General features: G+C 62.1%; 17 protein-coding genes. 5 read left to right on the forward strand and 12 right to left on the reverse strand.

What is annotated here, in order from left to right:
- Window positions 1-44 precede the first annotated feature (44 nt).
- Complete coding sequence (locus tag ACFSOZ_RS00930) at window positions 45-2,057, forward strand: sigma-54-dependent Fis family transcriptional regulator (protein ID WP_379092394.1); 2,013 nt, start codon at window positions 45-47, stop codon at window positions 2,055-2,057.
- A 110-nt stretch (window positions 2,058-2,167) separates the two neighbouring features.
- On the opposite strand, the gene ACFSOZ_RS00935 is transcribed toward ACFSOZ_RS00930, so the two are convergent.
- Entirely contained in the window at window positions 2,168-3,214 is a 1,047-nt protein-coding gene (locus ACFSOZ_RS00935) for a Kelch repeat-containing protein (protein ID WP_379092397.1), read from the reverse strand.
- 225 nt (window positions 3,215-3,439) lie between these two features.
- On the opposite strand from ACFSOZ_RS00935, the gene ACFSOZ_RS00940 reads away from it, so the two are divergent.
- Window positions 3,440-4,351, forward strand: coding sequence for a LysR substrate-binding domain-containing protein (locus ACFSOZ_RS00940; protein WP_379092400.1), 912 nt, complete (start codon window positions 3,440-3,442; stop codon window positions 4,349-4,351).
- Window positions 4,352-4,435: 84 nt separating this feature from the next.
- Here ACFSOZ_RS00940 and ACFSOZ_RS00945 read toward each other — a convergent pair whose 3' ends face one another.
- The 11 genes from ACFSOZ_RS00945 to ACFSOZ_RS00995 all read right to left on the reverse strand — a co-directional run bounded on the left by ACFSOZ_RS00945 (window position 4,436) and on the right by ACFSOZ_RS00995 (window position 15,751).
- Window positions 4,436-5,203 carry a hypothetical protein gene (locus ACFSOZ_RS00945; RefSeq protein ID WP_379092403.1) on the reverse strand — a complete coding sequence of 256 codons (768 nt, stop codon included), beginning with the start codon at window positions 5,201-5,203 and terminating at the stop codon, window positions 4,436-4,438.
- A 58-nt stretch (window positions 5,204-5,261) separates the two neighbouring features.
- Window positions 5,262-5,741 carry a GlcG/HbpS family heme-binding protein gene (locus tag ACFSOZ_RS00950; RefSeq protein ID WP_379092406.1) on the reverse strand — a complete coding sequence of 160 codons (480 nt, stop codon included), beginning with the start codon at window positions 5,739-5,741 and terminating at the stop codon, window positions 5,262-5,264.
- A gap of 354 nt (window positions 5,742-6,095) precedes the next feature.
- On the reverse strand, window positions 6,096-6,593 hold the full coding sequence (locus ACFSOZ_RS00955; RefSeq protein WP_379092409.1) for a DUF1097 domain-containing protein: 498 nt from the start codon (window positions 6,591-6,593) through the stop codon (window positions 6,096-6,098).
- A gap of 182 nt (window positions 6,594-6,775) precedes the next feature.
- Window positions 6,776-7,819: an NAD(P)-dependent alcohol dehydrogenase gene (locus ACFSOZ_RS00960; RefSeq protein WP_379092412.1), complete on the reverse strand. Its 1,044-nt coding sequence runs from the start codon at window positions 7,817-7,819 to the stop codon at window positions 6,776-6,778.
- 37 nt (window positions 7,820-7,856) lie between these two features.
- Window positions 7,857-9,488 carry a molecular chaperone GroEL gene (gene groEL / locus ACFSOZ_RS00965; RefSeq protein ID WP_379092415.1) on the reverse strand — a complete coding sequence of 544 codons (1,632 nt, stop codon included), beginning with the start codon at window positions 9,486-9,488 and terminating at the stop codon, window positions 7,857-7,859.
- A gap of 77 nt (window positions 9,489-9,565) precedes the next feature.
- The gene (locus ACFSOZ_RS00970) at window positions 9,566-10,363 is read right to left on the reverse strand and encodes an iron-sulfur cluster assembly protein (protein WP_379092418.1); all 798 of its coding nucleotides are present in this window, start codon (window positions 10,361-10,363) and stop codon (window positions 9,566-9,568) included.
- A 5-nt stretch (window positions 10,364-10,368) separates the two neighbouring features.
- Entirely contained in the window at window positions 10,369-11,391 is a 1,023-nt protein-coding gene (locus ACFSOZ_RS00975; RefSeq protein ID WP_379092422.1) for an amidohydrolase family protein, read from the reverse strand.
- Between the two features lie 72 nt (window positions 11,392-11,463).
- A complete protein-coding gene (locus ACFSOZ_RS00980) occupies window positions 11,464-11,835 on the reverse strand; it encodes an MmoB/DmpM family protein (protein WP_379092424.1) in 372 nt (123 codons plus the stop codon).
- An 18-nt stretch (window positions 11,836-11,853) separates the two neighbouring features.
- Complete coding sequence (locus tag ACFSOZ_RS00985) at window positions 11,854-12,912, reverse strand: aromatic/alkene monooxygenase hydroxylase subunit beta (RefSeq protein WP_379092427.1); 1,059 nt, start codon at window positions 12,910-12,912, stop codon at window positions 11,854-11,856.
- A gap of 50 nt (window positions 12,913-12,962) precedes the next feature.
- Complete coding sequence (locus tag ACFSOZ_RS00990) at window positions 12,963-14,024, reverse strand: NADH:ubiquinone reductase (Na(+)-transporting) subunit F (protein WP_379092430.1); 1,062 nt, start codon at window positions 14,022-14,024, stop codon at window positions 12,963-12,965.
- Between the two features lie 53 nt (window positions 14,025-14,077).
- Complete coding sequence (locus ACFSOZ_RS00995; protein WP_379092432.1) at window positions 14,078-15,751, reverse strand: aromatic/alkene/methane monooxygenase hydroxylase/oxygenase subunit alpha; 1,674 nt, start codon at window positions 15,749-15,751, stop codon at window positions 14,078-14,080.
- A 555-nt stretch (window positions 15,752-16,306) separates the two neighbouring features.
- Between ACFSOZ_RS00995 and ACFSOZ_RS01000 the strand changes: the two genes are divergently transcribed.
- From ACFSOZ_RS01000 to ACFSOZ_RS01010, 3 genes are read left to right on the forward strand one after another with little or no spacing between them, the layout of a single operon-like run.
- Window positions 16,307-16,783: a hypothetical protein gene (locus tag ACFSOZ_RS01000; protein ID WP_379092435.1), complete on the forward strand. Its 477-nt coding sequence runs from the start codon at window positions 16,307-16,309 to the stop codon at window positions 16,781-16,783.
- Entirely contained in the window at window positions 16,780-17,103 is a 324-nt protein-coding gene (locus ACFSOZ_RS01005) for a hypothetical protein (protein ID WP_379092438.1), read from the forward strand. Before ACFSOZ_RS01000 ends, ACFSOZ_RS01005 begins: the two co-directional genes overlap by 4 nt.
- A gap of 13 nt (window positions 17,104-17,116) precedes the next feature.
- Window positions 17,117-18,244 carry a WD40 repeat domain-containing protein gene (locus ACFSOZ_RS01010; RefSeq protein WP_379092440.1) on the forward strand — a complete coding sequence of 376 codons (1,128 nt, stop codon included), beginning with the start codon at window positions 17,117-17,119 and terminating at the stop codon, window positions 18,242-18,244.
- The last annotated feature ends 9 nt before the right edge of the window (window positions 18,245-18,253 follow it).

Consider the following 18,253-nt stretch of genomic DNA (forward strand, 5'->3'; position numbering starts at 1 on the left):
GGCCCGATCAGATGAAAACCCATGCTCTTCCGACGCGTGCGTCGATGGCCACCGGACAGCTGGTTCTAGGCAACATCGACTATGACGAGCGCGCCACCATGCGAGCCTGGGAAAGCTTTCTTTCCGACGAGCCGACAAGCGCCCGCGATCCGGTCCACGTCCGCTCCCTGATCCACGATTCCTGGTATCGCAGCGCCACCGGCGGCATCAACGCGCAAGGCATCGAAGCGCCGCTGAGCAGCGACCGCGACGAGATCGAATACCTGACCCGCGCCAACGCCGAGCTGCTTTCGGCGGCGCGGCGATCGTTCGCGTCGCTTGGCCAGTTGCTGGAAGGCACGGGAGCGATGCTGGTGCTCGCCGACAGCGACGGCGTGCTGATCGACGCCATCGGCGACAAGAAGACCTTGCATGACGGCATGGACATTCATCTGGGCATCGGCGGCAAATGGAACGAGGACGCCGTTGGAACCAATGGCATCGGCACCGCACTGTGGACCGGCGAACCGATTTTCGTCCACGCGGCCGAACATTTCTGCGCCGGCATCAAATCCTGGACCTGCGCCGGCGCGCCGATCCGTGATCCGCTGGACGGCAAGATCATCGGCGTCGTCGACCTGTCGGGCTATTCGCCGATCTTCCGCCCGCACAACACGGCGCTCGTCGCCGCCACCGCCAGGCAAATCGAAAAGGCACTGGCCGAGCAGCAGCAGGAACAGCGCACGCGCCTGCTCGAAGCCTTCATTTCCTCGGCACCCAGCTACCGCCGCAAGGACGGGTTGGTGATCGTCGATCATCGTGGCCGCGCGATCTTCTGCAACAACGTGCCCAATGGCGACGCGACGGAGATGATGGACGGCCCGATGGAACCGGGCCGCGGTCGCTGGCTCATGAACCTGCCGGCCTCCGGCTCGGATACCGATCTCGCCAACGCGCTGCCGGCGCATCTGCGGTCCTGCCATGTCACGCCGCTAAAGCTCGATGGCGACCTGCGTGGCGCGGCCCTGGTGTTTCCCTCGGTCCCGGCCGTCTCCAGCATGACGGTGACAAGCAGGCAGGTGAACAAGCACCTGCAGGCAGCCGCGGCGATGATCGTCGGCGACAGTGAGAAACTGCTGGCTGCCGTCGATGTCGCCTCCCGGGTGGCGGGGTCGAACGGTGTCACCTCGCTGCTGATAGAAGGCGAAACGGGTGTCGGAAAAGAGCTGTTTGCGCGGCTTGTCCATGCCGGCAGCCGGCGCACCGAAAACGATCCGTTCATCGCCATGAACTGCGGCGCGATCACCAAGGAACTGTTCGGCAGCGAATTGTTCGGCCACGTCGCCGGCGCCTTTACCGGAGCTTCGCGTGACGGCAAGCCGGGCATCTTCGAACAGGCCAATGGCGGCGTGCTCAGCCTCGATGAAATCGGCGAATTGCCGCTCGAAATCCAGCCCTTCCTGTTGCGTGTCCTGGAGGAGCGCGTGGTCCACCGCATCGGTGACTCGAGGGGGCGGCCGGTGGACGTGCGCCTGGTCGCCTCGACCAATCGCGACCTCAAGCAGGAAGTCGCCGCCGGGCGCTTCCGCAGCGATCTCTATTACCGCATCGGCGCCGTCTCGATTCATGTCCCGGCTTTGCGCGATCGCGGCGACGACGTGCTGCTGCTGGTCGAACATTTCAACCGACAGATCGCAAAGCTGGCAGGCAATGATCCGCTGGCGTTTTCGAACGACGCGCTCGATGCGCTGCTGGCCTATCGCTGGCCGGGTAATGTGCGCGAACTGAAGAACCTGATGGAGCGCCTGCACATACTGGCGCGCGGCGGCGCGATCGAACTGCGGGACCTTCCCGGAGAGATCAGCGCGGGCAATCGCAACAGCATACACGGCGACCATCCCGCAGCCATGCTCGAAGCGCCGGTGTGCTCGTTCGAGGATGCGGAACGCCAGGCGATCAAGAATGCGCTTGTCGCGGAGGGCGGCAATCTCAGCAAGGTCGCACTGCGGCTCGGCATTTCACGGCCGACGCTCTATCGCAAGCTCGGCCAATACGGGATCCGGCGCGGCTTCCTCTAGCCTGCGATACCGCCGGAGGCTTTGCGCTGCCTTACGAACAGCCGTGCGCGGTCTGACCTCCTGCCTGCCGGGACCAGTCCGAATACGACCGGCATCGGCATCAAATTGAACTACTTGGGTACGGTGTAGAACTCATGGGTGTTCATCTGGGCATTGATCCCCGGCATGCCGTCGGATTGGAATGAGCCGCCGGCGACATGGAACTCGCTGCCAATGAAACCGGCTACGAAGCCGTGGCGGGCAATCTGCATATGCGGTAGGGTCTGCCACGTGTCGGTTGCGGGGTCGTAGGCCTCAAAAGCCCAGAATGTGCGCTTGCCCGCCGGGTCCTGGTACTCGCCGCCCGTCACATAGATCTTCCCGCCATAGGCACTGCCCGACACCCCGCCCCGCGGCGTGGGGGAGCGGCCCTTGTAGGTCCAGGAATCGGATTTGGGATCGTATTCCTCGACCAGATCGGTCACGTCGCTCTTGGTCACGAAGGGCAGACCAATTCGACCGTCGATCGCATAAATCTTCCCACCGACAGCAGCGGCGAGAAAGTGATTGCGGCCGGTCTGCATGGGCGCCCGGCTTGTCCAGGTGTTGGATGCGGGGTCGTAGGCCTCGACAGTCCTGCCGACGATGTTGGGAACGTCGGCCCAAAGCGGCTCCTTCATGTCGCGGCCATCCTCATGGGCATGCGCCCCGCCGACGACGTAGATTTTTCCGTCGAGCACCACGGCCGCCGCCGCTCCACGGGCAGTTGGCATGGGTGGAAGCCTGGACCAACTGTCGGTCTTCGGATCGTAGACAAAAGCATCAGCGGTCGGTTGCCATTCCTTGGTGCCCGGCGCTCCGACGAAACCACCGAACACGTACACCTTGCCGTCGCAAGCCACAGTTGCAGTATGATGGGCCGGCTCGGGCATTGCCGCTCTCTTCGCCCAGGTCCTGGTATTTTCGTCGTACATCACGACCGTGCCGACGGGCATGACCTCCGGTACGTCGATGCCGCCAATGACGAACCACTGATTGCCCACCACGGCGCTGGAATTCTCGCTCTGAGGCTCTGGCATCGGCGTTCCCATCTGCCACGTGCCCTCCTGGGCGAATGCTGGCGCAAGATTGAGTGCCAGACCGATCATCGCAGCGGAAACCAGCAATTTCGTCTTCACCGGGAAGCTCCTTGGTCGCAGTTGGGCACCGACCTGGAGTTGCCCGAGCGCCTTCGTTTCGCAACAGGAGGTAACTGAACGTATGAGCCGTTAGAATTATCGATTGCGGAATGGGCCCTTTGGGCCCACCAAACAATGTCGTGCCTAACCTTGCCATTCCGAAGCGCGCTTGGCAGAAGGCTCGGCCTGCGACGCTGCACCGGGCAGCCCCAGCGAGGAAGACAAATGCACAAGCCGGAATTGCGGGAGCTCATCGCTTTCGCGGAGGCTGCTCGGCAGTTGAACTTTACCAGGGCCGCCGCCGCACTGGGGGTGTCGCTACCCAGCTTCAGCCAGACGCTGAGGGGTCTGGAAGAGAAGCTCGGCGTGAGACTGCTCACACGAACCACCCGCAGCGTGTCGTTGACCGCGGCGGGCGAAGAGCTTCTTACCAACATAGGCCCGATATTGAGCGGACTGGACAGTGTCCTCGACGGATTGAACAAGTTCCGTAGCGCTACGGGCGGAAGACTTAGAATTCTAGGTTCACGGACGGCAACGACCGTCCTGATAGCCCCTCTTATCGGCCGCTTCCTGACAAAGCACCCCGAAATCGAGCTCGAAATCCTCGTCGATGATCTTCACCTCGATCTGGTGGAACACCGCATCGACGCGGGCATTCAGGTCGGAGAACGCATCGAGAAGGATATGATCGCCGTTCGGATCGCCGATCCCTTCAACGAAGTTCTTCTTGCCACGAAAGACTACCTGCTGGCTCATGGCGAGCCCAGCGCGCCCAGCGCGCTGGCAGATCACTGGTGCATTCGCCTGCGATCCCCGTGGGACGGCACAATCCGACCCTGGACCCTGCACAAGGGGGCTGAGAAGGCCGAACCCGTCGCCGGCACGCAAGTTGTGGCCAACGATCTTCGTGCGGTTGCCAGTGCGATTGCCGGAGGTGCCGGAATCGGCTTGGTGCCAGCCGTTCTTCTGCAGGACGAGCTTCGGTCGGGGCGCGTCGTGCCTGTCCTCGAGGGGTGGGGTTCGCAGATCTCCGGGATCTACTTGTACTATCCCAGCCGCCGACAACTTCCTGCAGCCCTTGCTGCCTTCATAGCGTTCATGAAGCAGAACAGGCCCGACCCAACACGTGCCTGAAACGAGACGGTCACCGGCGCGGTGGAACCTTGGAGGGCAGCGGCCCCCTGTTGGGTGGCCGCCGCCCTTCAAGGAAAGCGGTGCTCAGGGCTGCGGAACAAAGATGTCGCGGGAATAGACGGGCAACGATACGACCGCGACAAGGCTCTCGCTGCCGTCGAACACCGCGGTCAACTTTCCACCTTCGGCCTTCAAAGACAGGCTGCGGAGACGGTTTGCGTCGCCGGACTTCACAACGTCAATAGCCTCATTGTAGCGATAGATGCGCGAGAATTCCGGCTTGAGCTGCGAGTAGACGTGACTGTCGCCCTTCTCTAGGGTCACCGGGCCACGTTCGAATTCCGTTTGCAGTGAAACCTTCTCACCGCCACCTTCGAAATTCCAGGCCTCGCTCACCGCCGTCGGGCTCGAGCTGTAACGAACCCCACGATTGATGTCGTCGGCAGCGGTTTCGGCGATGCCGTAAGGACCGGCTCCGCCTCGCGAAAGGCCATCGAACAACATCAGCACGTTCTCACTGCTTCCCGTCTTGTGAACAGGGATGCCGAAAAGCACGTAGCGGTACGGAGCCCCGACCGTACCCTTGGGATCCACCGCATAAAGCTGGTCCACAAATTCAACCTGGAGGTTGGCGCCGGCGGACGGTGCTGTTGTGAACGGGCTGAGCTCCCAGCCCGCTGGCAGGAATTTGGAGAGCGCAGCCGTCGAAGCCTTGTAGTAGAGAACCGTGCGGACATCGGAATTGCTTCCGCTGTAAAGCTCGGCGGCGTTTGCGAGGGAAGGCAATGCAAGCGCAACGGAAAGCGCGGCGGCCGCGGCAAGACGGCTGCCCAGCGATTTGAGATTCATCATTTCAAATGTTCCTTTGGAGTACGGCGGCTCCGTCGGGAGTCATCGCGAAAAAAGAGGATCAAAAGCCGGCGAGGCCGGCCTTGGCGCACTGCTCGTCCTGCGCGCCCGTGCCGCCACTGGCCGAGATCGCACCGATGATCTTGCCGTCCTTCATGACCGGAATACCGCCAGGCGCCGCGATGACGTGGTCCATGTTCAGCATGAATGGCCCCATCTTGGCCGTGACGTCGAAGAAGTCGCGTGTCGGACGCTTGTAGACGGCTGCCGAAGCCGCTTTGTCCAAGGCGATCTGGGCGCTCGCCACCTCGGTGTTGTCAGCCTTTTCATAGTAGACCAGGGCGCCGTGCGTATCGACGACGGCGATGGCCATGAGCCACTTGTTGGCTGCGCATTCCTTGACAGCGCCGGCGGCAACCTGCTTGGCCTGCGACAGAGTGATGTCGGGACCATAGACATCAGCGTCGCTGGCAAATGCGGAGGTGGCAACCGAGAGAAAGCCAATGGCCGCGGCGGTGGCGGCCCATTTTGACATAGACATTTTTGAAACCTTTCGTTGGTCGTGCGACCTTGTTTCGTTGAAACGAAGCGAAGGTCGCTGCCGCCTCACGAGAAAGACCAGAACGGGCGCTCATCAATCCTGGTGGATCTGAGAGTGAATGCCGTTGGTCACTGGACATGGATATGTCTGCCCGCCCCGCGAATGAATGACGAATTCCGAAATGGAGTATTTGGGGATGTGAAAGAATGGGCTTGTGACGGTTGGCGCTCAGCGGAAATCCGCGTCGCGAACCGGGCCCAGCTCCTTCGCAACAAAAAACCCGCGGCATTCGCGCCGCGGGGTTGGGGAAATTCGTCGCCCGAAATTGCCTTCAGGCAGCGGTCGCGGACATGATCAGGCCTTCACGACGGCACCGGTCACTTTCTCCGAGACGTAGCCGAGGATGTTGCCGATGATCAGCGAGATCACCACGGCGGCAGCGACCTTGATGATGCCGCCGACACCTTCGCCGTAGGCAGCGGCAGCAAGCAGAAAAAGTGCTGCGGTCGTTGCGTAGCCATAGACCGCTGACGGAATGGCGCTCAGCAATGGCAGCTTGGCGGCGAGGATCAGGACTATGATTGAAATGCCGACGCAAATGCCGGCCATGATCGCCGTAACGCCAATGGACGTCAGCGCGATCAAGGCGCCGGCCGCGCAGATCGCGCCCCACAGGTTTGCAACCGCTGAGTTCTTGAACCCGGCTTCCTTGCCGCCACAGTGATAGAAACTTCCCCAGCCGACAAACACCGCCCAGATCAGCAGATAGGGATTGCCGATCGTGATCGCCGCCCATGTCGCAATGCCACCCATAATGCCGATGACGACGGCCAGCCCAGTAACAAGATCCATGTTGTCCTCCCGTTTTCACGAAGCAAGGAAACTCGTGCGGGGATCGCGCTTCGCCGACGTCCCGACACGGAAATGCCATGGCATCAGCCACGGAGCTCAAAAGGTAAGGCTTGCCGGTCCGGCAGGCAGCCAGATCGAACCGCACGCGACACCCGTTCCATGCCGCGTGCGGTGCAGGGTTTTCAGGGCACGATGACGCCGCGGCCAGTGAACCGGCGGTTCTTGAAATCGTCGAGCGCGGTGTTGATGCTGGCGAGATTGTACTCGGTGTAGTGCATCTTCACCTTGCCGTCGGCGTTGAGCTCCATCAGTTCGACAAGCTCGGTGAAATTGCCGACCAGGCTGCCGCCGATGTTGATCTCCTCGATGACGAGATGCGCGGTCGGTACGTTGATATTGCCGCCATAGCCGACGACGAACAGTTGCCCACCCTTGCGCACCATCTTCCAGCAGATGTTCTCGACACCGAGTTCGCCGACGAAGTCGATCACCACATGCGCGCCGCCGCCGGTGATCTGGCTGACTTCCTCGACGACGTTTGGCCCGCCATCGAGGATGAAGTCGGCACCCAGGTCCTTGGCCAGCACCCGCGCCGCCGGTTCGCGATCGACGGCGATGATGCGGCAGCCGGAGATCGCGTGCAGCGATTGCAGCGCGATGTGGCCGAGCCCGCCTATGCCGAGCAGCACGCAGTAACTCCCCGGCCGCAGGAGCTTCGCCGCTCGCTTGGCGGCGCGGTAGGCGGTGATGCCGGCATCGGCCAGCGGCGCCACCTCGATCGGCGTGATGTTGGCGTTCAGCTTGATCAGCGAGCGCTCGCTGGTGATGAAGTACTCGGCGAACCCGCCATTCATGCCAAGGCCGGGGAACTGGCCGTTGTCGCAATACATATCCTCGCCATGGCGGCAGTTGAGGCAGATGCCGCAGGAGCGGAAGGGATGGCAGATCACGGCGTCGCCGCGCTTGACCGACCTGACGCCGCTGCCGACCTCCTCGACCCAGCCGGCATTCTCGTGGCCCATTATGTAGGGCAACAGCGTGCCTTCGGGGTCCATCGTCGGCTTCCACATACCCTCGATGATGTGCAAGTCAGTGCGGCAGAGGCCGGCTGCACCGACCCGCACGATCACCTCGTCCGGGGCAGTGATCGTCGGCGCCTTGACCTCCTCGATCCTGAGCTGGACGTTCATCTTTGGGTCGTATTCGTAAAGTCTGGCAGCTTTCATCGTCGTATCCTTTCGACGTCGAGATTGTTCGGATTGCTTAGGCGCGGCCGAGCTTTTCGGAGCCGCCGCCGCGAGCCGGTCCAGCCGTCGGGTCCTCGTCCTCGGCGAGATGGCCGATCAGCGTTTCGGTGGTCAGGATCAGCGTCGCCACCGAAGCTGCGTTGGCGAGCGCGGTGTAAGTGACGCGGACCGGATCGATGATCCCTGCCTCGAACATGTTCTGGTAGCTGCCGGCGGACGCGTTGTAGCCGTAGCCGCCATTGATGCGCGTAACTTCCGCCACGACTGCTTCGGGATCGGCGCCGGCATTGGCGGCGATGCGCCAGAGCGGCCGCGACAAGACCGAGCGCACCAGGCGCACGCCCTCGGCGACATCCCCGTCGACGCCGGCCGCCACCTTGTCGAGCAGCGGCGCGATCTGGGCGAGTGCCGAGCCGCCGCCGGCGACGACGCCCTCTTCGGATGCGGCGCGCACCGCATTCAGCGAATCCTCGATCAACTGGATGGTCCGCTTCTGCTCGACCGGCGTGACGCCGCCGGCATAGAGGATCGCGGTGCCGCCGGAGAGCTTGGCCAGGCGTTCGCGCAGCTTGTCCTGGTCGATGTTGGGCGGCGAGGCTTCGTACTGCCGCTGCACCTGGGCGCGGCGCGAGGCGATTGCCGCATGGTCGCCGCCGCCACGAATGATCGAGGTGTAGGACGAACTGGTCTTCACCCGGTCTGCGGTTCCGAGATCGTCGGCGGTGACATCCTCGAGCCGACCGCCAAGGTCGCGGGCGATCACCTTGCCGCCGGTAATGATGGCCAGGTCCTCCATCATCGCCTTGCGCCAATGGCCATATTCCGGCGGATGCACGACGAGGTATCTCCCCGGTCCCTGCTTGCCGAGCAGCGTCACCACCACTTCCGGCGACATTTCCTCGGACACGATCAGCAGCGGCCGGCCGGCCTCGTCGGCAATGCGGCGAACCGTATCGAGCTGCCCGGGCTCCTTGATCTTGAGGTCGGTCATCAGGATGTAGGGCCGTTCGAGAACCGCCTCCATCTTCTCCTGGTCGGTCACCATGTGATGCGAGAGGTAGCCGCGTTCGAACGACATGCCCTCGACGACATCGAGCGTGGTCTCGGTGGTGACGCTGAAGTCGGTGGTGATGACGCCTTCGGCGCCCACCCGCTGATGCGCTTCCGCCACCAGCGCGCCAAGCTTGGTGTTGGTTGCCGCGATGTTGGCGACCGAGGCCAGGATGCCGTTGCCCTTGGCCGGCCTGGCGGACGCCTTGAGCGCCGCCACCACCGCCGCCACGGCTAGGTCGATGCCCTTGCACAGATCAACGGATTTCACCCCGCGCTCATTGGCCTCGACGCCGCCCTGGATGAGCGCGTTGGCGAGTACGATGGCCGTCGTGGTGCCGTCGCCGGCGATCTCGTTGGTCTGCATCGACACTTCGCGGACCACCTGTGCGCCCATGTTCTCGAAACGGTCGTGCAGCTCGATCTCGGAGGCGATGCTGACACCGTCGCGGGTCACCATCGGCGTGCCGATCGGCCGGTCGATCATGGCGTTCATGCCCTTGGGGCCGAGCGTCGGCTCGACGGCAGCGGCGAGCCGGAAGACACCGCGGGCGAGAGCACGGCGGGCCTCGGAATTGTGAAGCATTATCTTGGGCATGATTCCTCCTTCCGCCTTACGGGCGGGTTGTTGGTTGGGGGCCTCGTGCGAGGGAGGCCGTTGCTGTCAGCTCTGCTTCAGACGGGCGGCGCGGCTCGTGCCGGCACGCGATCCAGAATGAAATCGACCAGCGTCGGTTCGCCGTCGACCACATCCAGTTCCTTGTATCTGGTCTGCTTGAGCCCGCGGCACAACGCGCCGTTGAACTCCATGTTGATGCGCACACCGCGCAGGTCGGCGAGATGGGCACCGAGCGCGCCAGGCGGTATTCTCTGCCCTTCCCAGGTCACGAACACAGGATCGTCCGCCCGCCGGTCGGGAAAACGATCAAGCAGAGCCGCCCTGTATCTCGGCTTCTGTTTGGCGGCTTCGCCGGCTTCGAACCGGGCGACGTCGTATGCCGGCAGGTCCATGCCGAGGATTTCCCCATCGGTCAGGCCGTGCTGCCGCAGACCGCGCAGGACCGCCTCCTGGCGCCGCTTGAACGCCTTCATTGCGAAGGTTTCGCGCAAAGCGCCAAGATCCTGGTCCTCGGCAAGCTCGGCGAAAATGTCGCCGAACGTCTTGCCGGCTTCCATGCCGCGATTGACCTCTTCCGCGAACATGTGGTCGTGCAGCTTGACGCGATAGGCCGGCGACCAGGAGAGCTGGTCGAGCGCCTTGCGCACACCATCCAGCATCAAGAACGCGAAATTGGGCGAGCACCAGTAGGTCGGCAGGCGGAAATCGATCTCCACGCTGCCATCGCCCTTCACCTCGCCCCGCTCGACGAAGCCCATCTCGGTGATGGGTTCGTCGAGTTCCGGGTCGTTGACCTCACCAAGGCGCCGCCAGAGTTCCTTCTGGCAGTCGCCGGAAACACTGGCGCTTGCCATGGCTCCTACTCCGCCGCGATGCTGAAGGGCGAACTGGCAAGCGCCTTCTTCTTGGCTTCGATATCGATGTTGTAGAGACGCGCGGCATTGAGGCCGAGGATCTTCTCCTTGATCTCGTCGGTCAGCTGCACACCGCGTTCTGCGGCGATATCCTCGGGGATCTGGTAGGCCCAGAACTTCTCGACCAGCCAACGCGGCGTCCAGATCGCGTAGTCGGAACCGAACAGGATTTTCTCCGGGCCGATCCAGAACAGCAGTTCGGCGATGACCTCGCCGAAGTAGCGCGGGCGGGAATGGATGAAGGGCAGCGCCACGGCCAGCCCGCCATAGACGTTGGTTTCCTGCGTCGCGATCCAGCAGAAATCGTCGAGACGCGGCAGGCCGCAATGCTCGATGATCCAGTTGAGGCCCTGGAAATCCGTCGCCGCGTAGTCGACGTCATGCACGTCGAAGGCGTCCTTCGAGAGCGGGATGATCGTCGGACCCTTGTGGACGTGGATGTTCTTGATGCCGAGCTTGTCGCAGAGTTCGAAACATTTGTAGGCATCGGGGTCGGTGAGTTTCCAGCCCTTGGAAGCGCCGTTCCATTCGGCCGTGTACATCTTCACGCCCTTGACGTTGTAGGTCTCCTTGAGGAAGTGGATGTACTCGAGCGCCTTCTCGCCGTCGCGCGGATCGAAGGCGCCATTGACGATGAAACGCTCTGGATAGCGCTTGGCCACCTCGGCGTTGCGCTCGATCGTGTTGAAGCCGTTCTTGTAGAAGTCCTTGAGATAGGTCGACTGCACGATCGCCACATCGTCGGGACCGTCGATGAACAGGTCGCGATAGAGATCGTCGGCGCTGTACTTTTCGAACTTGCTCTTCTCCCAAAGCTGGTCCTTGGGGCTCAGCCCCGTGTGATAGGCGTAGAAGCATTCGATGAACTGCTTGCCGTGGACATTTTTCTGGTTTTCCGGGCTGCCGTCCCAGAAATGGGTGTGGCCGTCGACCACGAAAATATCCTTGCCTTCCGGTGTCCTAAACATTCTTCCCTCCGCGAGATGCGTGTTGATCGGATCGGCGCGCCGCAACCAGGCGGCGCGCCCGATTTGTGGCGGCTATTCGATGTATTCGAACATCTCGTCCATGTTGCCGAACAGGATCACGGTGTTGTCGTCGATGCGCACCATCCGCCCGTAGTGGGTCGAGCTGTTGACCTCGAAGGTTTCCGCTGTCATCTCGCGGCCGAGATATTCGCTGATCTCGTCCATCTTGAAGATCAGCTTGCCGCTGCCATCGATGCGGATCATCGCCGGTTGGTAGGTAACGATTACGTTCGGCTTCAGGCCCATGAATTCAGCGATGGCCCTGGCTTCCACGGAGTCGTTCATGGTGACGCCGCACTGATGCGAAATCGTCTGTTCGAAGGTGATGTCCTTCATCGCCCTGAAGATGTTGGATTGCGATGCGTCGCGTGCTGCAGTTGACATGACAGTTTCTCCTTGGTGTCAGCGCTTGAGGCCAAGTTCGCCGAGTATCTGCCAAATCCGTTCTTCGGATTTGGCACGGACATCGGCGAAAGCGACCGGCTTGGAATGCGGCATCGACCAGATCGGCTGTAGGCCGGTGGCTGCCTTGTCGGCGAGCGCGCCGTGCTTCTTGACCCAGCCCTGGAAGAGCTTCTTGTTCGCCGCGCCATGCTTCTCGTCATTGGCGAGCAGGTGCATGAGGTCGATCGTATTGGCGAGGTTGCGCTCGTAGTCGGCTTCGGCCGCCGAGATCACCGCCGGCGTGATGAAGTCGTGGTTGGCGGCGGCGATCTGCATCAGGAAGCCTGAGCGGAACACCTCGCCCACCAGCGGTTCGAAGATGATGTTGATGGCAAAATACTGTTCGAGATAGTCGGTCGCGCCCATGATGGTCTCGATCGCTTCGCGGGTACCTTGCCAGTTCTTGTCCTCGAGCCAGGCCTTCTTGCCGAGTTCGTCGTCCCAGCCGGGCAGGTCCATGCCGATCTCGGCAAGGTAGAGCGTGATGTCCTGGGCAAGCCGCAGCTTGTAAGACGAGTTGGTCAGCGTCGCGTTGTTGATCATCTGGGTGTAGCCGTAACGCTGCGCCTGCATCAGCGAGGTGCCGAGCCCGAATTCGGCGTGCTTCCAGGCGCCGAGCTGCGTCTGCAGGATCTTGACCCAGGCCTTGTCGAAGGTCTTCGGCGCCCCCGACTTGCGGGCGTTGTTGATGACGCTCTGCACCATCGTCTCGATCTTCGACTGGCGCTGGTAGTGTGTGCGTTCCCACTCCTGATCAGGGGCGCGGAAGGCATGCCAGTTGGAGCTCTGCGCGGCGGTGTTCTGCTTGACATAGGCGCCCTTGCCGTCGGCAAAGGAGATGATCCAGTCCTGGATCAGGTAACGCTCCGGGTCAGGTTGTACGTCGACCGTCATGTCTTCGTAGTGCGTGGCGCGCTGGCCCTTCGGGTCGAAATACCGGTACTTCCGACTGTCGGAGTCGGCAAAGATCGCCGCGCCGGCGGCTCCGGATCCGACTGAACTCGAAATAGCTGGCATAGTCTTCACTCCCTTTGTTGCAATTGTGGTTGCAGTTGCGTGGCTGCCCCTCAGTGGGTCGGCGTAGCACCTGCCGATGTGGTGAACTTGTCGAAGAAGATCCGCTCGGTTTCGAAGCCGTTCATGAACAGGACCGGCTGCAGCGCATCGATCATCGGCGGCGGACCACAGGCATGGACATCGCCCTGCCCGTCGACCGCCAGTTGCTTGAGCATGGCGTCGACACTCTGGTGCACGAAGCCACGTTCGCCTTGCCATTCGGCGTCGTCGTTCGCGTGCGACAGCACGGGAATGAAGGTGACGTCGGAATGATTGCCGACCAGCTCGGCGATCCTGTCGAGATAGAACAGGTCGTTGCGGGTGCGGGCGCCGTAGAAGAAATAGACCGGACGCTTCTCACCGCTGTTGAGATGGTCGTTGAGGATCGACCAGATCGGCGACATGCCCGAGCCGGCGCCGACCAGGATCAGGGGTCCTTGCCGTTCGTCGCGGCGGAAACAGGTTCCGTAAGGTCCGACGACGGTGACCTCGGCTCCGGCTTCGATGCCTCCGGAATCGAGTTCTCCGGAAAACTTTCCCTCAGGGTATTTTTTGATGATGAAGGAGAGTTTTTCGGTTTGGTCCGGCGTATTTGCCATGGAGAACGAGCGCGTAATCGTCTCCCCTTTTTGCGTGGTAACCGTGATGTCGACATATTGCCCCGCCCAGAACTTCATTGGGGAGCCGAGTTCGATCTCGATGCCGCGAATGTCGTGGGTCAGCTGCTCGATGCGAGCAATCCGGCCCTTGTACGTCTTCACTGCGATCGCTTTCGCCAGAATCTCCTCGTCGTAGTTGAGAAGCTCGACTTCCAGGTCGGAGTAGGCGATGCAGCGGCACAACAGGACGTGCCCGCTTTCCTTCTCCATGTCGTTCAGCGCGAAGGTCGAGTATTTCAGCATGTCGACTTCGCCTTCGAGCAACACGCTTTTGCAGGCCGAGCATTGCCCTTCCTTGCAGCCGTGCGGCAGGGCGATGCCCTGGCGGAAAGCGGCGTTGAGCACCGTTTCGCCATTTTCGACCTCGAATTCGACGCCGACCGGGCTGAGCCTGACCGTGTGGGTTTCCGACATACGGACCTCCAGTAAAAGGAAGGGGGCGGGACGAACCCGCCCCCTTGGCCTGATCAGTTGCAGGGATTGATGGTGAAGCCCTTGGCGTAGTCCGCCAGGTGCTTCTCACGATCCGCGGGCGACATGGCACGCAGCGCGTTGAGCGGCGAGCCCAGCTTGTTGCCTCGCACGTCGTCCAGCGTCCACATCTCCTTGTCGTCGAAGCGCATATGCGGCTGCGGGACGAGCGTCTTGCCGTCGGAACGGACGAAGTTCAGGTCCTTGATCGCATCGGCCAGATCCCAGCCGTCATAGAGCGTTTCCCACTCGCGCTTGCCGCTGAAGCGGCCCATCGCGGGCGTCGGGCGGCCCTGATACTCGTCGGCGAAGGCGACCGTTGCGGTCCACTTGTCGAGCTCATGGGCAAAGGTGTGAAGCTGGCCGTCGATTTCGCCGACCACCATGTCCTCGCGGATCAGGCAGGGAACGAGGCAGGACCAGCAGCGGTGCGGATAGACGTAGCCGACGTCGCTGTTGAACAGCAGCACCTTCTCGCCCTTGTGGCTGAGCTTGGCGTACCATTTCCAGAAGTCGCCGAACTCGGCGTACCAGCCCGGATATTTGTGCTCGAACCACTCGAAGTCCTTGTCGGTCTGGGCTTCGATGCGCCAGAAGTTGACCGGCCAGCCGACCGCGAAGAACTGCCCGACTTTGTGGACATAGTTCTTCTTGGTGATGCGTTCCCAGGCCGCCTGGACGTCGTCGTGATGGACCTTGATGCCGTATTTTTCGAGCGGCAGCATGTAGGTGCGGTAGTAGTCCTCATAGATCCAGCGGTGCCACATTTCCGCGTAGGACTCCTTGTTCTTGTCGCGGTTGGTGGTGCCGTATTCGATGAAGGTGCCGATGGCGGCATCGACGATGGCGTGGTTCTGCCAGAAGGCGTAGCGCAGGTCGCGTTCCAGCAAGAGGTGGTTTTCCGGCTCCTTGAGCGCGGCCATCAGCAGCGAGTGGCCATTGCCGATGTGCCGGCTCTCGTCGGACTGCACCGACAGGAAGACCGTCGGCAGCGCATAGTCGCCGTTGCGGGCGGCTTCCGAAGGCATCGCGACGAACAGGGTGTTGGTGAAGGCGGTCTCGGCGACCACGGTCAGGTACATGCAGGCGGCGGTCATCGTGTCGCCGGTGATGAAGCCTTCCGCGAACTGCCGGCCGATGGTGGTGGCGTAGCATTTTCCAAAGGCTTCCTCGGTGATGTCGAAGCCGGCCGGATCGATGTAGTTCTCCATGTACCATTTCTTCAAATTCATCTGGATCGTCGAGTGACGGAACTCGTCGATCATCTGCATGGTGAAGCCGGTCCGGAGTTCCTCGCCGGGTGCGATACGGGCGACCATCGCCATCGAGCGGGCGGCGGAGATTTCCGGGAAGGGAATGATGGCCAGGAAGAGCTTCATCCACTCGACCCAGCGCGGCTCGACATTGCGGAACATGTCGCCGCGCAACGCCGCGTCGAGCGCGCCGTAAACACGGTTGTCCTTCTCTTCCTGCATCGGGAAATACGACCGCAAGACCTGTTTCATCGGGTCGCGCGGCGTCTTGTTGATCTTGTAGTCGGTCGGAAACGTCATCGCTTCCTGGACGTAGGAAGGATTCCAGCCGAGATCGGCAATCTTCTTGGTTGCCTCGCCGACGGAGATTCCGCGTTGCGAGGTGATCTTGTTGAGCGTCAGAGACGTCATGGTCATAAGCCTCCACCAGGTTTGAACCGCGGGTCCCTTGACCCCGGCATGAAGCGGCACACAGCACCGCCAGTGAGAGTGCGAACGGCACGACAAAGGGTTGCGCATTCAGGCGCGACTCATCGTCCGGCCATTCAAGTGGATCGCGGCAAAGGTGCTGGAGGCGTCTGGCAGGATCCGCGGCGCCAATCGCATGTGCGATGGGCGTCTCGAAGCGGCCTGCTTCCTCCGTTCCTTCGTTCTTTTGGCACCGCGTCAAAGCGCGATGGGCTTCTTGTGGAAATGTACAAAGCAAGCGTCGTGCCAGTTTGGAAAGATCGCCCATGGCTGACGTTCAAAACAAAATCGCCGCCCTTTCGGCATATGAGCAGATGGTCGACTGTAACGTTGTTTTACAGTTGTAAAGTACGCCTGTAATATTTAACGTCTATTCGCATGTGCAATATGTTTAGTTAGCAAGCGCAGCAAATACGAAAACAAATATCATCTATTCAATTCTTCGTCTTTATCTACTATCTGAAGGCGACGGCCCATGGACGGGCCTGGCGCTGGAGAGAGACCATGCCGAACGACAGGGACAGCCGGGGGCCACCAGAGCCAATGTCCAGCCAGGCCGATGGCGTTGCCGGCGATCTTGTCAGGCTGATGCCGCGCGACCTGGTCTTTGTCATGCGTTTCATGGGCGAGAGCCAGCACCGCCTGCAGAGCCATTTCCAGGACTTCATCCGGGCCGAACTCGCCGCCGGTGGCGTCACCGCGGAGACGCATCCGATGATCCATCTGTTCATCGAGAGCCATGCGATCCTGTTGCGCGACTTCGTGTTTTCCGGCGTTTCGCTGACGCGCCAGTTCCGTGTCGACGAGATCGAGCGCCTGACCGGCGACACGACATCGATGATCCGCGTCGACATCTGGGATCAGCTCAAGAGCCACATCGAGACCGCCGAAAAACAGTTCCAGTCGCAGGCCGGCACATTGCCCAGACTGCTGTCCACCTTCGAAAAGCCGCAGGGACCTTTGGCTGGGAGCGAAACATGACCGGAGGATCGGGCACCGCCAAACGCGACGCGCTGCTGGCTCGGCGGCTCGACCTTGTCGCCGGCGTTTCCGCGCTCACCGCGGAGGCGTTGCGGCTCAATCAGAAGCGCGCCGGTATCGAAATGGAGGTCCTGCGCCTGGAGCTCGAAATCGGCAGAAGCGGCGCCAGCGAGCAACTGGTGCGGGACTTGCATGAGGCAGAGCGAAGTGCCGAGGCGATCATGCAGGCCTGCACGGCCTGCGAGGACCGCATCGTCGCAGCCGAAGGTGATGTCGAGGACGTCGATCGCCGGCTTGCCGCAGCGATGAACAAGGACTGATGGAGAGACACCCGTGAACCAGCAGACGATGCAGAACCTGACCTTGTTCGACCTTCTGGCCCGCAGCTGGCGGCGGCCGTCGGCGATCGCCGATCTGCGCTTCAGCGCCGATGGCTCGACGGTCGCCTTTGCCTGCGTGGACGGAACCGTCGCCATTGCAACGGTCGCGGATCACGAGCCACCGGAGGCGCGGCTCAGGGTGAGCAACGATCTCGGGCAGACGACGATCCGGCCAAGGGAGAAGCCTCCGGTGCCCCTGATCGCAACAGGGGCATTCGGAGATGGCGATGTCCCGCTGGTTGCCTATGCGCATTCCGGCTTCCTCGTCGGCGCGGCAAGCGGCGAAGCGCTGCATCTGACCGCCGGCGGTGAAGTGGTGGAGCCACTGATCAAGATCGACGGACCGATCGTCGCCATCGACCACAGCGTCCGGTCGGACACAACAGCCGTCAGCAACGGGCATGATGTCTTCCTCTCGAGTGGCCGGGGCGATGCGGTGAAGCTGAAACACGCAGCGGCATCGTCGATGGACGCTCTTGCTTTTTCACCTGGCGGGAAACACCTCGCCTGTGGCGTTGGCGAGGGACTGTCGATCTGGTCGGTTGAAGGCGACGCTGCCTTGATCCGCGATGTCCCCCTTTCGGCGCGCCCGGCGTCAATCCGCTGGAGCAGCGACGGCACATGGCTGGCCTGCGGGCTCGAAACAGGCGGCTTTGCCCTGGTCAGCCTGGCCGACAACCTTGCGGGACTCGTCGCGGGATTCCCGTCGCCGGTTCGGTCAGTGTGCTGGAGCCAGACGGCCAACGCGCTGTTTGCGTCGGGCGCATTCCGGATAACCGGCTGGTCGATGACCGCCCCGCCATTCGGCGGCGAAACCTCTGGCGCGCTGGAGACCGGTCATGCCGGACTGGTTCTGGTCGAAGCGGTGGCGGCGCACCCGGAGAAGAAACTGATTGCCGCCGGCTATGCCAACGGCCGGATCACCGTCGCCCAGATCGGCGCGCGGGACGAGCTTCTCGTCAGGGCGCTGGGGAGCACTGTCACCGCGCTTGCCTGGTCCAGCGACGGACGCCATCTGGCGGTGGGCAGTGCCGACGGCACCGCCGCGATCGTCACCTTTCCCGCACAGATGTTCAAGTAGCGGACAAGT

Origin of the sequence: Mesorhizobium newzealandense (assembly GCF_042682145.1) — a bacterium.
Classification (GTDB): Bacteria; Pseudomonadota; Alphaproteobacteria; order Rhizobiales; family Rhizobiaceae; genus Mesorhizobium; species Mesorhizobium newzealandense.

Excerpts from the sequence above, each read along its gene's own strand:
- ACFSOZ_RS00980 (WP_379092424.1), bottom strand. The coding sequence starts at position 11,835 with ATGTCAACTGCAGCACGCGACGCATCGCAATCCAACATCTTCAGGGCG.
- groEL (WP_379092415.1), bottom strand. The coding sequence starts at position 9,488 with ATGCCCAAGATAATGCTTCACAATTCCGAGGCCCGCCGTGCTCTCGCC.
- ACFSOZ_RS00990 (WP_379092430.1), bottom strand. The coding sequence starts at position 14,024 with ATGTCGGAAACCCACACGGTCAGGCTCAGCCCGGTCGGCGTCGAATTC.
- ACFSOZ_RS00955 (WP_379092409.1), bottom strand. The coding sequence starts at position 6,593 with ATGGATCTTGTTACTGGGCTGGCCGTCGTCATCGGCATTATGGGTGGC.
- ACFSOZ_RS00945 (WP_379092403.1), bottom strand. The coding sequence starts at position 5,203 with ATGATGAATCTCAAATCGCTGGGCAGCCGTCTTGCCGCGGCCGCCGCG.
- ACFSOZ_RS00975 (WP_379092422.1), bottom strand. The coding sequence starts at position 11,391 with ATGTTTAGGACACCGGAAGGCAAGGATATTTTCGTGGTCGACGGCCAC.
- ACFSOZ_RS01005 (WP_379092438.1), top strand. The coding sequence starts at position 16,780 with ATGACCGGAGGATCGGGCACCGCCAAACGCGACGCGCTGCTGGCTCGG.
- ACFSOZ_RS00950 (WP_379092406.1), bottom strand. The coding sequence starts at position 5,741 with ATGTCTATGTCAAAATGGGCCGCCACCGCCGCGGCCATTGGCTTTCTC.
- ACFSOZ_RS00995 (WP_379092432.1), bottom strand. The coding sequence starts at position 15,751 with ATGACCATGACGTCTCTGACGCTCAACAAGATCACCTCGCAACGCGGA.
- ACFSOZ_RS00960 (WP_379092412.1), bottom strand. The coding sequence starts at position 7,819 with ATGAAAGCTGCCAGACTTTACGAATACGACCCAAAGATGAACGTCCAG.
- ACFSOZ_RS00940 (WP_379092400.1), top strand. The coding sequence starts at position 3,440 with ATGCACAAGCCGGAATTGCGGGAGCTCATCGCTTTCGCGGAGGCTGCT.
- ACFSOZ_RS00985 (WP_379092427.1), bottom strand. The coding sequence starts at position 12,912 with ATGCCAGCTATTTCGAGTTCAGTCGGATCCGGAGCCGCCGGCGCGGCG.
- ACFSOZ_RS00930 (WP_379092394.1), top strand. The coding sequence starts at position 45 with ATGGCCACCGGACAGCTGGTTCTAGGCAACATCGACTATGACGAGCGC.
- ACFSOZ_RS01000 (WP_379092435.1), top strand. The coding sequence starts at position 16,307 with ATGCCGAACGACAGGGACAGCCGGGGGCCACCAGAGCCAATGTCCAGC.
- ACFSOZ_RS00970 (WP_379092418.1), bottom strand. The coding sequence starts at position 10,363 with ATGGCAAGCGCCAGTGTTTCCGGCGACTGCCAGAAGGAACTCTGGCGG.